At 74.6% G+C, this 15,283-nt stretch carries 16 protein-coding genes; 11 read left to right on the top strand and 5 right to left on the bottom strand.

Annotation, left to right across the window (positions count from 1 at the left end):
- Positions 1 to 9: 9 nt before the first annotated feature.
- Positions 10 to 1,224: an alpha-hydroxy acid oxidase gene (locus FSW04_RS02230; RefSeq protein ID WP_146915797.1), complete on the top strand. Its 1,215-nt coding sequence runs from the start codon at positions 10 to 12 to the stop codon at positions 1,222 to 1,224.
- 92 nt (positions 1,225 to 1,316) lie between these two features.
- Positions 1,317 to 3,035 carry a glycosyltransferase gene (locus tag FSW04_RS02225; protein WP_146915795.1) on the top strand — a complete coding sequence of 573 codons (1,719 nt, stop codon included), beginning with the start codon at positions 1,317 to 1,319 and terminating at the stop codon, positions 3,033 to 3,035.
- A 31-nt stretch (positions 3,036 to 3,066) separates the two neighbouring features.
- On the opposite strand, the gene FSW04_RS02220 is transcribed toward FSW04_RS02225, so the two are convergent.
- Genes FSW04_RS02220 through FSW04_RS02210 form a run of 3 tightly spaced genes read right to left on the bottom strand, consistent with a single transcriptional unit; the run spans position 3,067 to position 5,649 of the window.
- A complete protein-coding gene (locus FSW04_RS02220; RefSeq protein ID WP_146915793.1) occupies positions 3,067 to 3,906 on the bottom strand; it encodes a DUF1206 domain-containing protein in 840 nt (279 codons plus the stop codon).
- 22 nt (positions 3,907 to 3,928) lie between these two features.
- The gene (locus tag FSW04_RS02215; RefSeq protein ID WP_146915791.1) at positions 3,929 to 4,807 is read right to left on the bottom strand and encodes a diacylglycerol/lipid kinase family protein; all 879 of its coding nucleotides are present in this window, start codon (positions 4,805 to 4,807) and stop codon (positions 3,929 to 3,931) included.
- Positions 4,804 to 5,649: a phosphatase PAP2 family protein gene (locus FSW04_RS02210; protein ID WP_146915789.1), complete on the bottom strand. Its 846-nt coding sequence runs from the start codon at positions 5,647 to 5,649 to the stop codon at positions 4,804 to 4,806. The genes FSW04_RS02215 and FSW04_RS02210 overlap by 4 nt, the downstream gene beginning before the upstream one ends.
- Positions 5,650 to 5,720: 71 nt before the next feature.
- Between FSW04_RS02210 and FSW04_RS02205 the strand changes: the two genes are divergently transcribed.
- Positions 5,721 to 6,623 (top strand): phosphatase PAP2 family protein, encoded by a 903-nt coding sequence (locus tag FSW04_RS02205; protein ID WP_146915787.1) that lies wholly within the window; start codon positions 5,721 to 5,723, stop codon positions 6,621 to 6,623.
- Here FSW04_RS02205 and FSW04_RS02200 read toward each other — a convergent pair.
- Positions 6,523 to 7,620: a zinc-binding dehydrogenase gene (locus FSW04_RS02200; RefSeq protein WP_146915785.1), complete on the bottom strand. Its 1,098-nt coding sequence runs from the start codon at positions 7,618 to 7,620 to the stop codon at positions 6,523 to 6,525. The two genes, FSW04_RS02205 and FSW04_RS02200, sit on opposite strands and share 101 nt — an antisense overlap.
- A 95-nt stretch (positions 7,621 to 7,715) precedes the next feature.
- On the opposite strand from FSW04_RS02200, the gene FSW04_RS25550 reads away from it, so the two are divergent.
- From FSW04_RS25550 to FSW04_RS02180, 4 genes are read left to right on the top strand one after another with little or no spacing between them, the layout of a single operon-like run.
- A complete protein-coding gene (locus FSW04_RS25550) occupies positions 7,716 to 7,985 on the top strand; it encodes a hypothetical protein (protein WP_187369169.1) in 270 nt (89 codons plus the stop codon).
- A 12-nt stretch (positions 7,986 to 7,997) separates the two neighbouring features.
- Positions 7,998 to 9,092 (top strand): TIM44-like domain-containing protein, encoded by a 1,095-nt coding sequence (locus tag FSW04_RS02190; RefSeq protein WP_146915783.1) that lies wholly within the window; start codon positions 7,998 to 8,000, stop codon positions 9,090 to 9,092.
- 41 nt (positions 9,093 to 9,133) lie between these two features.
- Positions 9,134 to 10,093, top strand: a complete 960-nt coding sequence (locus FSW04_RS02185) for an LLM class F420-dependent oxidoreductase (protein WP_146915780.1) — start codon at positions 9,134 to 9,136, stop codon at positions 10,091 to 10,093.
- 6 nt (positions 10,094 to 10,099) lie between these two features.
- Complete coding sequence (locus FSW04_RS02180; protein ID WP_146915777.1) at positions 10,100 to 10,522, top strand: DUF2000 domain-containing protein; 423 nt, start codon at positions 10,100 to 10,102, stop codon at positions 10,520 to 10,522.
- A 295-nt stretch (positions 10,523 to 10,817) separates the two neighbouring features.
- On the opposite strand, the gene FSW04_RS02175 is transcribed toward FSW04_RS02180, so the two are convergent.
- Positions 10,818 to 11,726 carry a cupin domain-containing protein gene (locus FSW04_RS02175; protein WP_187369168.1) on the bottom strand — a complete coding sequence of 303 codons (909 nt, stop codon included), beginning with the start codon at positions 11,724 to 11,726 and terminating at the stop codon, positions 10,818 to 10,820.
- A 91-nt stretch (positions 11,727 to 11,817) separates the two neighbouring features.
- On the opposite strand from FSW04_RS02175, the gene FSW04_RS02170 reads away from it, so the two are divergent.
- Genes FSW04_RS02170 through FSW04_RS02155 form a run of 4 tightly spaced genes read left to right on the top strand, consistent with a single transcriptional unit; the run spans position 11,818 to position 15,281 of the window.
- Positions 11,818 to 12,612 (top strand): enoyl-CoA hydratase/isomerase family protein, encoded by a 795-nt coding sequence (locus FSW04_RS02170; RefSeq protein ID WP_228430811.1) that lies wholly within the window; start codon positions 11,818 to 11,820, stop codon positions 12,610 to 12,612.
- Positions 12,613 to 12,664: 52 nt separating this feature from the next.
- Positions 12,665 to 13,165: a nuclear transport factor 2 family protein gene (locus FSW04_RS02165; RefSeq protein ID WP_146915772.1), complete on the top strand. Its 501-nt coding sequence runs from the start codon at positions 12,665 to 12,667 to the stop codon at positions 13,163 to 13,165.
- A 4-nt stretch (positions 13,166 to 13,169) separates the two neighbouring features.
- Positions 13,170 to 14,099 carry a cyclase family protein gene (locus tag FSW04_RS02160; protein WP_146915770.1) on the top strand — a complete coding sequence of 310 codons (930 nt, stop codon included), beginning with the start codon at positions 13,170 to 13,172 and terminating at the stop codon, positions 14,097 to 14,099.
- Between the two features lie 42 nt (positions 14,100 to 14,141).
- Positions 14,142 to 15,281: a thiolase C-terminal domain-containing protein gene (locus FSW04_RS02155; RefSeq protein WP_146915768.1), complete on the top strand. Its 1,140-nt coding sequence runs from the start codon at positions 14,142 to 14,144 to the stop codon at positions 15,279 to 15,281.
- Positions 15,282 to 15,283: the final 2 nt, after the last annotated feature.

The raw sequence follows: 15,283 nt of genomic DNA, 5'->3' as shown, positions 1-15,283 counted from the left end.
GCGACCACGATGGACCTCAGCAGGCTGTTCGTCCTGGACCCGAAGCGGTCGCTGGCCCGCGGGCCGGCCACCGCGCACACGATCGACGACCTGCGCCGGCAGGCCCAGCGCCGGCTGCCGCGCATCATCTACGACTTCGTGGAGGGCGGGGCCGAGGACGAGATCACCGTCCGGCGCAACCGCGCCGCCTTCGGCGAGATCGGCCTGGAGCCGGAGTACCTGCGCGACGTCGCCACCCGCGACCTGTCCACGACGATCCTCGGCACGCGGGTCGCGTCCCCCGTCGTGCTCGGCCCCACCGGCCTGCAGCGCCTGGCCCACCTGGAGGGCGAGCTCGCGGCCGCACGGGCCGCCTCGGCGCTGGGCTCGATCTACGTCGCCGCCACCGCCTCGAGCTACACGATCGAGGAGATCGCGGCCGTCTCGTCGGGCCCGCTGTGGTTCCAGCTCTACCTGTGGAGCTCGCGTGAGGTCCTCGCCGCGCTCGTGCAGCGCGCGAAGGCCGTCGGGTGCGTGGCGCTGTGCCTGACGATCGACGTCCCGGTCATCGGGCGCCGCGAGCGCGACCTGCGCAACGGCATGGCCGTGCCGCCACGCATCGGCCTGTCCAACGCGCTGGACGCCGCGCGCCGGCCGCGGTGGCTCTACGGCATCGCCCAGCGCGACGAGCTCACCTACGTCAACCTCCGCGGCGCGCCGGGCATCGACGGCCACGGCCTGTCGCTCATGGAGTACATGGACCAGCGGCTGACCAACCCAGGCGCGACGTGGGCCGAGCTGGACTGGCTGCGCGAGCTGTGGGACGGCCCGCTCGTCGTCAAGGGCATCACGAGCGTCGCCGACGCCCGCCGCGCCGTCGACGCGGGGGTCGACGGCGTCGTGGTCTCCAACCACGGCGGCCGCCAGCTCGACGGCGCCCCCGCCACGATCGAGCGCCTGCCGCGGATCGTCGACGCGATCGGCGACCGCGCCGAGGTCTTCCTCGACGGCGGCGTTCGCCGCGGCACCGACGTGCTCAAGGCGATGGCCATGGGGGCGCGGGCGTGCCTGATCGGGCGCCCGTACTGGTACGGGCTGGGCGCCGGCGGCGAGGCCGGCGTGCGCCGCTGCCTGGAGATCTTCACCGCCGAGCTCGACCGCGCGCTGGCGCTCGTGGGGCGCGGCTCGCTCGCCGAGCTGGGGCCCGACGTCGTCCGCGTCCCGCCCGCGTGGAGCGCCCCGTGAGCACCGCCCGCGCTCCCCAGTTGTGAGGATCCCCCGGCACCACATCGGTCCACAGGGCACCAGGCCGGCGCGGCCCGGCCGATCCCGTGGTCATGACCCAGGCGTCATCCACGGACCTGTCCGCGTCCGCCCCGCCGCACGCATGGGCGCCGGCACCGGCGCCGTCGGCACCCATCGCCGCCGCCGCCCGGGCCTTCGGCGACGACTACCCCGGGCTGACGGGCCAGTGGCGGGTGAAGGTCGCGGGGCTGCTGCTGCTCCTGACCACCGTGCTGTACGTCCCCTGGATGCTGCGGTCCCTGGACGCCCACCTGCCCTGGCTGGCCTACCCGTTCGCCGCGGCCAACCTGTACTCGCTGCTCTATGGCCTCGTCTCGGTCGCCAACGCGTGGCAGCGGCGCGTGCCGCCCCGGCGCCCCCTGCCGGCGGGCGACGAGCCCGGCGTCGCGGTGATCATCCCGACGTGTGGCGAGTCGGTGCCGATGATCCTGCGCACCATCGTCTCGGTGCTGGGCCAGGACTGGCCCGCCGAGCGGCTGACGGTCATCGTCAGCGACGACGGCCACGACCCGGCGCTCGAGGCGGCGCTGGCCGCCTACCCCGTGCGCTACCACGAGCCCCCGCCGCGTGACGCACCGGGCCGCGACGGCGCCGCCAAGGCGGGCAACCTCAACTCGGCCGTCGCGCTGCTGGACGCCGAGTACCCGGACATCCGCTACATCGAGACCCGCGACGCCGACGACGAGCTGGGCAGCGACGGCTTCCTGCGCCAGGTGGTCGGGCAGCTCGAGGCGCGCTGGGGACTCGCGTTCGTGCAGACGATCAAGGAGGCCCAGGTCAGCGCGGGCGACCCCTTCAACAACCGCGAGTCGATGTTCTACCGCGGTCAGATGCTGGCCCGCAACGCCGCCAACGCCGTGTTCCCGTGCGGGTCGGGCGTCGTGTGGCGCCGTACGGCGCTGCGGGAGATCGGCGACTTCCCGACCTGGAACCTCGTCGAGGACCTCCAGTCGGGCGTCGAGGCGCTACGGCGTGGATGGTCGGGGATGTACCTGCCGATCGTCGGCGCCGTCGGCCAGCACTCGCCCGAGGACGTGCCGAACGTCTACAAGCAGCGCGGTACCTGGGCGATCGACACGGTCCGGTTGCTGATCTGGGGCCGCCTGTCGGGCCTCACGCTGCGCCAGCGGCTGCACTTCGCCGAGATGTTGATGTTCTACCTCAACGCCTTCACGGTGCTGGTCTACCTGCCCAGCATCGCCTGCTCGCTGCTGGGCTACACGCCTCTGGCGGCGACGCGCGCCGGCTACCTCGGGCACATGCTGCCGCTCGTGCTGGCCACCGAGGTCTGGCTCCTGGTGGTCAACCACCCGTTCTACGATCGGCGGCGGCGGCAGCGCCGACGGCTGCGCGCCCTGTGGCACGTGCGGATCATGTGGACGGGCATGGCACCCATCTACATGCGGGCCACGGTCCAGGCCGTCCTCGGCGGCCGGACCCGCAAGCCGGTCTACCGCGTCACGCGCAAGGTCGACGACGTGCGCTGGCACTGGCGCCACACGCTCCCGCAGACCGGGCTCGTGCTCGCCGTGTTCGCGGTGCTCGTCTACGCGGTGGGCCACCAGCGCGTGCCGAGCGTGAGCGTGCTGGCCGGCGCGGTCTACTGGGGCGGCATGAACATCATCCTGCTGACCGGCTTCGTGACGCGCGGGTGGCACGGGCTGGGCCGCGTCCGTTCGGCCGTGCACGGCCCGTCGCCGTTGGAGGGTGTGATCCGGGCCACGCCCGAGGTCGTGCCCGAGGCGTCCTGACCCGGGCACGACCGGCGCGGCGCTCCGTGACTCAGACCTTGCGGTAGCGGGCGTCGGCGATCGAGTAGGCGGCGAAGCCGACCAGGCCGGCGGCCACCAGCCCGAGCAGCCACGGGCCGTAGGACGCGTTGGCCAGGTTGCGCAGCGCCCCGTCGAGGCCGACGGCCTTCTGCGGGTCGTACTCGATGGCCGCGCGGATCATGCCGTAGCCCATGAGGGCGAAGACGACGGCGCGGGCGACGTGGCCGAACACGCCGAGCGCGGTGAACGCGCGCTTGACGCTGCGGCTCATCTCCCCGGTCTTGGAGTCCTCGAGGAACTTCTTGGCCAGCCCCTTGTAGGCCTGGTAGCCGGCGACGCCGATGAGGATCGCGCCGGCCAGCGCGACGAGCACCGGGCCGCCCGTCCAGTCCAGGACCCCGCCCGTCGCCTTCTTGGGCGTCCCCGAGCCGGCGTGCGCGCCGGTGACGATCTTGACCGCCGCGACGCAGAGCACCGCGTAGGCGATGCCGCTGGCCAGCGCGGAGACGCGGTCCATCGTGTCGTCGTGCTGCTCGGCCCCGTGGCCGAGCGCCGCGCGCGTCAGGCGCCACAGGGCGTAGCCGGCCAGGCCGATCGCCATGACGATCAGCAGCGTCGTGCCGAACGACCCGTGGGCGATCGTGCGCAGCGCGCCCTGCTGGTTGGTCGCCTTGCCGCCGTCGCCGAGGGCGAGCTTGAGGGCCAGGACGCCGATGATCGCGTATACCACGCCGCGGGCGACCAGGCCCGCGCGAGCCAGGCCCTCGAAACCCCGCGTGTTGGCCATGCGCTCGCTCTGCCGGCGTGCGTCGCCGAGGCCCGGGGCCCCGGCGCTGCGGATCAATGCCATTGCCGTTCCTCCTCCACCGTGGTCATGTGGCGTGCGGGACGCACACCGTGACGGCGCCGGGCTCGACGGCGATCTTGAAGGACTTGACCTTCTTGCGATCGCCTCCGTCGAGCTCGTAGCGCACCTTGCGATCCAGCTTGACCTTCACCTTGCGCGCCTTCGTCACGCGGACGAACGGCGACTTGTGGGCGGTCCCCACCGCGGTGCGCAGCACCGTGCGCGCGAGCTGCACCGGCCCCTCGGCCGTCACGACGCCCAGGTCGAGCAGCCCGTCGTCCGGGCGGGCGTCGCCGAAGACCTCCACGCCGCCGAACAGGTCGCCGACGTTGCCGAGCAGGATGCAGCTCGCGGGACCCTCGTACCAGCCGACGCCGTCGACGGTGATCGTGCCCGAGAACGGCTCGGCGCGCAGGTTCCCCGCGCCCGTGAGCACGTAGGCCGCCCGCCCCAGCCGGTCCTTCAGGGCGCCGTCGGCGTCCTTGATCATCTCGGCGTCGAAGCCCGCGCCGGCCATGACGGCGAAGCGCTCGCCGTTGAAGCGGCCCAGGTCGACGCGGCGGCGGTCGCCCCGCAGGCCGATGCGCACGGCCTCCGTGATGTCCTTCGGGATGCCGAGGTTGGAGGCGAAGAGGTTGGACGTGCCGGCCGGCAGGATCGCCAGGGCCGTGTCGGAGCCCGCGATGACGTCGACGCAGCGCTGGACCATGCCGTCGCCGCCCCAGGTGAACAGGACGTCGGGGGCGTCGCCGAGCAGGCGGCGCACCTGCGCCGGGGCCTTCTTGCTCTTGGGGACCTCGCACCAGACCGGGTCGGCCACGCCCTCGGCGGCCAGCACGCGACGCAGCTCGGGAAGGCCGCCGCCGAACGTCTTGCCGGCGTGCGCGATGACCGCGACCTTCATCGCGGGCCCCGGGCCGCGCGGGCCTCGGCGGCGGCGCCGGCCGCCCGGCAGGCGAAGAGGACGACGAGCACGGCCGCGATGCCGACGAGCACGCCGCCCGCGACGTCGAGCGGGTGGTGCATGCCGCGGTACATCCGCGACAGGGCGACGAACGTCGTCATGAGGATCGCGAACGTCCAGGCCAGCGCGCGGAACGTGCTCTGCGTGAACCGCGAGGTGAGCAGCAGGACGAGCCCCGAGTAGACGGCGACCGAGGCGGCCGTGTGCCCGGAGGGGTAGCTCGCGTCGACCGGCAGGTTCTCGAGGCGGTGCACGCCGGGGCGGTGCCGGTGGATGACGAGCGTGGTGATGCGGTAGGTCGCCGACTCGGTGACGAGCGCGAACAGGGCGAACGCCGCGACGCGCCAGTGGCGGGTGAGCGCGCACGCGAGCGCGATGACCCCGACCAGGATCGGCAGGACGGGCGCCCCGCCGACCTGGGAGCCGATGAACGAGATGTCGGTCAGCGTGCCGGTGCGGTGCCGCGCGAACGACACGTCGACGCTGTTGTCGGGGCCGCCGAGCCCCAGGCCGCCGATGAGGACGTGCATGACGAACAGGCCGAGCAGGATGGACAGCCCCGCGATCACCAGCAGCCCGGGGATGAGGGCGGCGAGGAAGATCGCGACGGGGTGGCGCAGCCCGAGGGCGCGCGCGAAGCGCTCGGGCGCGCTGCCCGGACGGGCCTCCAGGACGGGGATCGCCGTGGTGGCCGGTGCGCCGTCGTCGCGGCGCGGCGCGGCGGACCGCCCCTTGCGAGACGTCGTCGGCGCCGCGGTCAGCCCGTGTCCTCCGGAAGACATGCCGGGCAGCGTTCCCGGAAATCGGCGACTTGACGCATGCCCGCTCACGATGCGTGGAACGCCCCGTCGCGATGCCCTTCATTCTGCTCGTCGTGGTCGCCTGCGTGGCCGGCGCCCTGGTCGCGCTGGCCACCGCCCGGCTGCATCGGCCGGCGGCGCTGCCACCGGTGGACCGGGCGCCCTCGCGCCTGCGCGACCGGCTGGCGCCGCGCCTGGACCGCGAGCAGGCCACGGGCCTCGCGCTGACCGTGGCCGTCGTCGTCGTCCTCGCCGGCGGCGTCGTCCTCGCGGTGCTCGCCGTCGTCGTGCGCAGCACGGACGCCCTCTCCGGGATCGACTCGGCGGTGGCCCGCTGGGGGGACCGCCACGCCACGGGCGGCTCGACGCAGGGCCTCAAGCTCGTCACCGACCTGGGCGAGACGTGGCTGGTCGTCCTCGCCGCCGTGCTCGTCGCGGCGGTCGAGCTGCGCCGCCGCGGAGACCGCAGGGTCGTGCCGTTCCTCGTCCTGGTCATCGGCGGCGACAAGCTCGTCACGACGCTGGTCAAGACGCTCATCGACCGCGCGCGGCCCACGCTGAACCCCGTCGCCGAGACGCTGGGCCCGTCGTTCCCCAGCGGCCACTCCTCGACGGCCGCGGCCTTCTGGGCGGCGGCCGCGCTCGTCGCGGGCCGGTGGTGCGCCCGCCGCGCGCGCCCGGCGCTGGCGGGCGCGGCGGCCGGCATCGCGGTCGCCGTCGCGGCCAGCCGCGTGCTGCTCGACGTGCACTGGCTCACCGACGTCCTGGGCGGCCTGGCCCTGGGCTGGGCGTGGTTCGCCGTGTGCGCCGTGGCCTTCGGCGGCCGGCTGCTGCGCCCCGGCGGCGCCCCGGAGGTCAGGCCGGCGTCGGGACCACCGCCGGCCGCGCGACCTGCTTGGCCTCCTCGCGCTGGATCGCCTCGCCGACGTCCTCCAACGCATACTCCCGATCGGTGAGCTCGTCGAAGGGGTGGTCGGCGTGGCGGCGCGACAGGAAGCCCAGCGCCTTGTGCAGATACCACGGCTGGTAGCGGACGAGGCCGCGCACGGTCAGCGCCTTGCGCGTGATGAGGCCCGGCGCGAGCGCGACCTCGTGGCGCGCACCCAGGCTGACGTTGCCGATCTCGACGACCTGGCCCGCCGGGCGCGCCAGCAGCAGCGCCTCGGGGAACGCGGCGGCCACGCCGGTGAGCTCGAGGACGATGTCGGCGCCGTCGCCGTCGGTGAGCTGCGCGACGCGCTCGGCGCGCGCCTCGGCGGTCTCGTGCTCGGCCATGTCGACGATCTCGTCGGCGCCGAAGCGGCGGGCGAGCGCGATGCGCTCCGGGATCCGCTCGACCACCGTCACGTGCGCGCCCGCGTCGTGGGCGACGGCGGTGGCGTAGAGCCCGAGGCCCCCGGCCCCCTGGACGACGACCCGGTCGCCCGCCGCCACCCCGGCCTGGGCCAGCCCGAAGAGCACCTGGGTCAGCCCGCAGTTGGCCCCGGCGACCGTCGTGTCGGGGATCCCGTCGGGCACCTTGTAGAAGTACTGCTCGGGGTGCACGTAGTAGTGCGTGCCGAAGGCGCCGTGGAAGTGCGGCGCGACCTCGGCCGGCTGGGACCAGAACGCGTAGGCGTTGCGGCAGAGGTTGAAGTCGCCGCGCAGGCACGCGCGGCAGCGGCGGCACGTGAGGAAGTACGGCGCGACGATGCGGTCGCCCACCGCGACCTCCTCGCCGGCATAGTCGCTGGTGACGCCCTCCCCGAGCGCGACGATCTCGCCGACGAACTCGTGGCCCAGCACGCACTCGCGGATGAGCGGGTGCTGGTGGTGGAAGATGTGGACCTCCGAGCCGCAGATGTTCGCGCGCCGGATCCGCACGACCATGGCGCCCGGACCCGGCTCGGGCACCTCGAACTCCTTGACCTCGACCTGCGCTGGCCCGACGAGGGCGGCGACGCGACCCTGCATGACGATCCTTTCGGAGGGGCGGCGAGCATGCCACGGCGGCGCGCCGCGCGCCACCGGGAAGGTTCGGCCGGGGCCACATCGGGAACCCCCGCGAGATGCCGCGTCGCGTCGTCCTGCTCGCCCTGTCGCTCCTGGCCCTCCTGCCGGCCGGGGCGTGGGCGCGCGCCGGCGGCGGATCGCACGGCTTCACCCCGCGCGGCGGCGGTGGTGGCGGTCTGGGCTCCCGCGGTCGCGGGTTCGGCGGCGGCCACGTCCTGTTCTTCGGCGGCGGCGGCGGCGGTGGGGGCCTGCTGCTGCTGGTCGTCGTGGTCATCGTGATCGTCCTCATCCTCCGATCGCGGCGCGGGCGCAGGCCACGCTGGTGAGCGGGGGCTGAGGTGGGCCTGCGCTCGCTGCTGCGCCGGCCGGGCCGCGACCGCGCGGGCCGCGAGTCGGCCGTGCGCCTCGCCGCGGCGGAGGCCGCGCAGGACGATCCGCTGTTCGCGCCGGAGGCCGTCGTGCGCCGCGCGGCGGCGCTGTTCGTCGCGATCCAGCGCGCCTGGAGCGCCGACGACGTCGCGGGTCTGGGCCGGATGGTCGGTCCCGAGCTCATGGTCGAGTGGGAGGCCCGCCTGGGCGACCTGCGCCGGCGCGGCTGGCGCAACCGCGTCGACGTGCTCGAGGGCCCCGAGGTCCGCTACGTCGGCCTGACCAACCGCGCGGGCGACGCCGAGGACCAGGTCGTCGTGACGGTGACCGCGACCCTGCGCGACGTCGTCGTCGACCGCCGCGGGGACGTCATCCCCAGCGACGACGGCGAGATCGCGCGCATCGGCGAGTTCTGGACCCTGGGCAAGCGGGCCGGCGACTGGGTCCTGGTCTCCGTCGAGCAGGAGCGCGAGGGCGCCCACCACCTCGCCTCGCCGCTCGTCGCGGCGCCCGAGGGCGATGACGCCCGCCTGCGGGCCGACGCGGTGATGGAGCTGGCCGCGGCCGACCGCGTCGACGCCGACCGCGTCGCCGGGCTGCTGTCGCCCGCCTTCTCCGGCGACGCGCGTGCGGCCGCGCTGGACCTGTCGACCGTCGACGCCCGCTTCGCCCCCGACGTGCTGGCGACGGCCGTCGGCGAGGTCGCCGAGGCCTGGGCGCGGGCCATCGACGGCCCCGACGAGCCGCTGGCGGCCCGCACGACCCCGGCCGCGCTGCGCGCGCTGCTGCACCCGACGGGCGACCGCGGCGCGCGGCTGGTCGTCCGCGGCGCGCAGGTGCGCGCGGTGACCATCGCTGCGGTGATGCCCGGGCCGCCCGCGGAGGTCCGGGTCCAGGTCGACGTGGAGGGGGTCCAGTACGTCGAGGACCGCGCCACAACCGAGGTGCTGGCGGGCAGTCGGCGGCGCCGGTCCCGCACGCGGCAGTCCTGGACGCTGCGCCTCGCCGACGATCCCCGCCGCCCCTGGGTCGTCGTCGACGCGTCGGGCGCGCTGCCGCGCTGACGCCGTGCCGGCCCGGCGTGACGGGCACTACCGTGTCGAGGATGCGAGCGCCGATCACGCTGGACCTCCACCTGCCGAACTTCAACTACCCCGACGTCGGCCCCGAGGCCGTCTTCGAGCGCCTGGTGGACATCGCGACGACGGCCGAGGCCTCCGGGTTCACCTCGATCTCGCTCATGGACCACTTCCACCAGATCCCGCCCGTCGGCCCGGCGGAGAACTGGATGTTCGACGGCAGCACGATGCTCGCCGGCCTGGCCGGCCGCACGTCGACGATCGCGCTCGGGCTGCTCGTGGGCGGCGTGACCTACCGCAACCCGGCGCTGCACGCCAAGATCACCACGACCTTGGACATCATCTCCGGCGGCCGTGCGTTCCACGGCATCGGCGCGGGCTGGTTCGAGGACGAGCACAAGGCCTACGGGTTCGCCATGCCCTCGCTGGGCACGCGCTTCGAGATCCTCGAGGAGCACCTGCAGATCGCGCGCGCCATGTTCACCCAGCCGCGCGCGACGGTCGCCGGCGAGCACGTGCACGTCACCGAGGCCTACAACAATCCCAAGCCGCTGCGCGGCGACATCCCGATCCTCATCGGCGGCAGCGGCGAGCGTAAGACCCTGCGCCTGGTCGCGCAGTACGCCGACGGCTGCAACCTCTTCGGCGACCCGGAGCGCGCGAGGCACCTGCTCGGCGTGCTCGAGGGCCACTGCGAGACCGTGGGCCGCGACCCGTCGGAGATCACGAAGACCTCGATGGCGACGATCGTCATCGGCGCCACCCACGAGGCCGCGCAGGCCAAGCTCGACTGGATGCGCTCGGCGGGCGTGCCCGAGGAGCGCGTCGCCGCGGCGATCGCGGGCGACCCGGACACCGTCGCCCAGCGCGCGGCGGCATTCCGCGAGGTCGGGATCGAGGGCCTGACGTTCTCCATGCCCGACGCGCACGACCTCGAGGCGGTCGCGCTGGCGGGCAAGGCGCTGGCCCCGGTGTTCGCCGCCTAGCGCCGCATGGGCGTCACCGACTTCGACACGAAGATCGCCGTCGTCGTGCGCGAGGACCTCGCGGCCTGGCAGCGGCTCAACGTCACGGCCTTCCTGGTCAGCGGGATCACCGCGCAGGCCGGCGCGGAGGCGATCGGCGAGGACTACGTCGATGCCGACGGGGAGCGCTACCTGCCGCTGCTCGTCCAGCCCGTGCTCGTCTACGAGGCGCCGTCCGGCCGGCTGCAGACCGTCCGCGAGCGCGCCCAGCGCCGCGGGCGGCGCGTCGCGATCTACACGCACGACATGTTCTCCACCGGCAAGGACGAGGACAACCGCGCCGCGGTGCGAGCCGTCGCCACGGCCGACCTCGACCTGGTCGGGCTGGCCGTGCGGGCGCCCCACCGCGACGCCGACGCGATCGTCCGCGGCCTGTCCCGCCACCCCTGACCGCGGGCCGCTTCTCGGGCCCGCAGGTGCCACGCGCCGGCGGCCTCATCGTCGCCCGGGGCCAGGACGCCGCGGCCGCCCTCGTCGCGACCGACCCCTTCGTGCGCGAGGGCGTGGCGACGTACGCGATCACGGCGTTTGCGGCGACGTCCGTGGCCGACGGCCTGCAGGCGCTGCGCGAGGCCTGGGCGCCTACTCGCACACCGGCACCGACGGGACGGCCACGGCGGCCAGGGTGCAGCGGGCGATGGTGTGGCGGGCCACGGCGCCGCGCCATCCGCTGCACGGGGCCGTGTCAGGCCGGCTGCGGCAGCCCGTTGTCCTCGTGGAACCAGACGACGTGGGCGGCCTCGGTGCCGACGGGTCGCAGGGCGTGCGGGTGGCCCGGCGGCACGACGAGGACGTCGAGGCGCTGCAGCACGCCGAGCTCGGGATGGCCGTCGACGCGGACGCGGCCCTGCACGACCTGGATGTAGCGCACGGTCTCCCAGCGCTCGGGCACCTCGGCGTTGGCGGCGCTGATGACCGTGGCGCCCATCGCCACCGTGTCGCTGTGGGCCGCCACGCCCGGGTTGCGGTTCGCCGTCCCGGCGCCCCCACCGACCCAGCTCACCGACCAGCGCAGGTGGCCGGCCTCGTCGGCCTGCGGCGCGCCCCACCACGGGTCGAGGTCGTCCCAGCGCACGAGCTGGGGGTGGGGCTCGGGCACCGTCAGCGACGGGTCGTCGTCGGGGACGTACTTCGAGGCCCCGAGCTCCTCGTGCTCGTCGTGGACGTACATGAGCAGGACGTCCTCCGTGCCCACCGTGCGCACGCAGTGCGCCGCCTGGGCCGGGATGTAGAGGCAGTCCATCGGGCCCGCGAGCTGCCGGACGCCCTGGCCCTCCAGCGACTCGACCCGGCCCTGGAGGATCAGGTAGATCTCCGTCGTGGTGTGGCGGTGCAGCCCGTACTGGCGCTGGCCCGCCGGCAGGCCCATGATCCCCATGACGCTGTGGCCGCCGACCAGCCCCGTGGCGGGGTGCTCGTGCAGGAAGCCGGGCGGGCCGCCGACGTAGGTGCTCAGCCAGCGGAAGTACCCTGCCTCGGTCGAGTGCGGCGCCTCGTGCCAGCCCGGCTCGAGGTCCTCGAAGCGCACGACCCGCGGCGCGGTGAGCTCGGTGGTGCTGATCGTCGGCGGTGCGGTCTGGGGTCCGGTGGCCATCGGCCGATCTTGCCCGCCTGCGGGCCGCGCCGTCCAGGGCGCCGCGGCGAGACGGGCGCATCTGCCAGCCGGTGTGAGAGGCTGGGCGATCGTGGCCATCGACGGCGAGATCGGCCCCTTCCGGGTCAGCGTCGACGCGCGGGGGATCGCGTCGGTGGTCTTCTCGCGCCCGCCGGTCAACGCCGTGTCGATCGACGTCTACGAGGCGATCGGCCGGCTGGCCGACGCGATCGCCGCGACCGACGAGGTGCGCGTCGTCGTCCTCAGCGCGCCAGCCGGCGCGCGGGCCTGGTGCGGCGGCGCCGACCTCAACGACTTCGTGGGCATCACGCCCGAGGGGCGCACGGAGCGCTACGACTTCATCAACCGCACGCTGCCGCGGCTCTATGACCTCGACCGGCCGGTGATCGCCGCGATCAACGGCCACGCGGTGGGCATCGGCGTCATCCTCGCCGCGACGTGCGACCTGCGCGTCGCCGCCGACGACGCGTGCTTCTCGTGCCCGGAGATCGACTTCGGCCTGGTCGCCGGCGGCGCCGGCCTGATGGCCTGGCTCAAGATGCCCGAGGGCGTCGTGCGCGAGATGCTCTACACCGGCCGGCGGTTCACCGCCGGCGAGCTCGCCGGCACCGGGTTCTTCAACTACATCGTCGCCCGCGAGGAGGTGGTGCCCAAGGCCATGGGCATCGCCGAGCTCATCGCGGCCAAGAGCCTGCCGGCCATCAAGGCGCGCAAGGCCACGTCCAACGCGCTGGAGGGCCTGGGCTGGCACGACGCCTACCTCCTGGCCCAGCGCGCCACCGCTGCGCTGACCGCCGGCGAGGACGGCCAGGAGGGCGTGCGCGCGTTCCTCGAGGGGCGCGCGGCGCAGGTGCGCGACGCGTGACCGGCCGCGCCCCCGCGCTGCGCGGCCGCGGCGTTTCGGAGATGATCGCGCCGTGACCGAGCATGGGAGCAGCAACGCAGCCTGGGGAGCGCGCGCCGGCAACGTCGCCCCGCGCCGCCCCGCGCCGGTGGCCGACGCCGCCGGGCTGATCGACCGCCAGGCGATCACGGAGGTCATCGCGTGCTACGCATGGGCCTACGACGAGCGCGACGCCGGGATGCTCGGCGACGTCTTCGCGCCGGACGGCGTCTGGCGTGGGAGCATCCAGGGCACCCAGGACGTCGGGCCGTTCGAGGGGCGCGCCGCGATCGTCGAGTTCCTGACGAGCTTCTGGGACATCCAGAGCGACCAGCGACGCCACAACTTCATGAACGTGCTCGTCCTCGAGCAGGACGCCGAGCGGGCGCAGGCGATCGCCTACATCCTGCTCACGGCGGGCGAGGGGACCGACGTGCAGGTCGTGACCACCGGGCCCTACCGCTTCACGCTGGCCAAGGACGGCGGCGTCTGGCGGGTCACCGAGCTGCTGGCGGGCTTCGACGTCCCGTTCTGAGCCGATGGGCGACGTCGCGTTCGACGACCTGCGCTTCGTGGAGAGCCTGGGCCTGCACTGCTCGTGGGACGTGCTGGACCACGACCTCGGCACGCTGGCCCGGATCGGCCCCGAGCAGGTGGCCGCCGCCGCGCGCCTGGTGCGCACGGGCGACGTCTTCGCGCTCAACCTGCCGCTGACCGAGCCCGACCCGCCGCTGTTCCGGCGCGACCCGCTGCGGCACACGATCTTCGCGCTGGACCGCAACAACCTCGACGACCGCCTCGACAGCTTCCACCCGCAGGGCTCCTCGCAGTGGGACGGCCTGCGCCACGTGCGCGCCCGCGAGCACGGCTACTTCGGCGGGTACACGGAGGACTTCACGCCCGGCGCCGGACCGCTGGGCATCGAGCACTGGGCCGCGCGGGGCATCGTCGGGCGCGGCGTGCTGCTCGATGTCGGGCACCACCGCGAGCTGCTCGGCGACCCGCTCGACGCGTTCGCCGGCGACATGATCGGCGCCGCCGAGCTGCAGGAGGTCGCCGACGCCCAGGGCGTCGCGCTGGTCCACGGCGACATCGTCCTGGTCCGCCTGGGATGGGTGACGGCCTACCGCCGCCTCGACGGGCCTGATCGCGAGGAGATCGCGCAGCGGCCGCGGGCCAGCGGCCTCCGCGCCGACGAGGCCGTCGCGCGCTGGCTGTGGGACTCGGGCGCCGCCGCGCTGGGCATCGACAACCCGACGGTCGAGCCGATCCCCGGCGACGCGGCGATCGGCTCGCTGCACCGGCGGCTGATCCCCATGCTCGGCTTCGCGCTGGCCGAGCTGCTGGACCTCGACGCCCTCGCGCAGGCGTGCGCCGACGACGGGCGCTGGGACTTCCAGTTCGTCGCCGTGCCGCTCGGCGTGCCCGGCGGCGTCGGGTCGCCGTCCAACGCCGTGGCGATCCGGTGACACTCGCGGAACCGCCCATCCGGCGCGGGTAGATTCTGCGCCATGAGCGCCGCCGCCCCCGATGCCGCACGGCGCGTCGCGGTCGTCTCCAGCGCGCAGACCAGCCTGCGCCCCGGCCGCGCCGACGTCCAGCACATCGACCTCATCAGCGAGGCCGTCAACCGCTGCCTGGCCGGGGCGGGGATCGCGTGGCCGGACATCGACTTCGTCATCGACTCCGGCAGCGACGTGCTGGACGGGCGCAGCATCTCCAACTGCGGGTTCCTCGGGGCGCTGGGCGCCCACCACAAGGAGGAGTCCCGCGTGGAGGAGGACGGTCTGTGGGCCGCGCTCTACGGCCACCTGAAGATCTCGTCGGGGCACTCCGACGTCGGGCTCATCGTCGCCTACTCCAAGCCCTCGGAGTCCGACCTCGACGCGTTCTACTGGAGCCAGACCGAGCCGTTCTTCCAGCGCCCCCTGGGCATCGGGCGCGCGACCGCACTCGGGCTGCAGGCCGGCCAGTACCTCGCCGCCGGCGGCCACGGCGAGGACGTGCTGGCCGAGGTCGCCGCCCACGACTGGGCCGCGGCGGCGGGCAACCCGCGCCTGGCGCTCGCCGACGTCCCCTCGCGCGACGACGTCGCGGCGTCGGCCCCGGTCGCCACGCCGCTGCGCGAGCTCATGCTCTCGCGGCCGGTCGACGGCGCCGTCGCCGTCCTGCTGGCCACGGAGGAGATCGCGCGGCGCAGCGACACCGCGCCGGTCTTCATCGACGGCCTGGGCTGCGCGATGGACGAGCACATGCTCGCCCAGCGCGAGGGCGGCCGCCTGGACGCCTGCGCGGCCGCGGCGGCTTCGGCCGCGCGGATGGCCGGGCGCGCCGACCTGCGCGGCATCCCGCTGGCGGAGGTCAGCGCCTCCTCGGCGGCGGGCGAGCTCATGGTGCTCGAGGCGCTGGGCCTGGCCGACGGCCCCGCGGTCGACCTCTACCGCGACGGCAGCCCGGTGGCCGTCAACCCGTCGGGCGGCGCGCTGCCCGCCGATCCCGTGATGGCCACCGGCCTGATCCGCCTGGCCGAGGCCGCCGCGCAGCTCTCGGGCCGCGCGGGCTACGGGCCGGCCGGCGCGGAGGCCGCCGTCGTGCACGGGTCCGGGGGCCTGGGCATGCAGAACCACTGCGTCTTCGTCCTGGGGAGGTAGAG

It is taken from the genome of Baekduia soli (assembly GCF_007970665.1).
GTDB lineage: Bacteria > Actinomycetota > Thermoleophilia > Solirubrobacterales > Solirubrobacteraceae > Baekduia > Baekduia soli.
The sequence above is the reverse complement of the archived record's forward strand: the minus strand, read 5'-3'. Positions and strand labels throughout refer to the sequence as shown.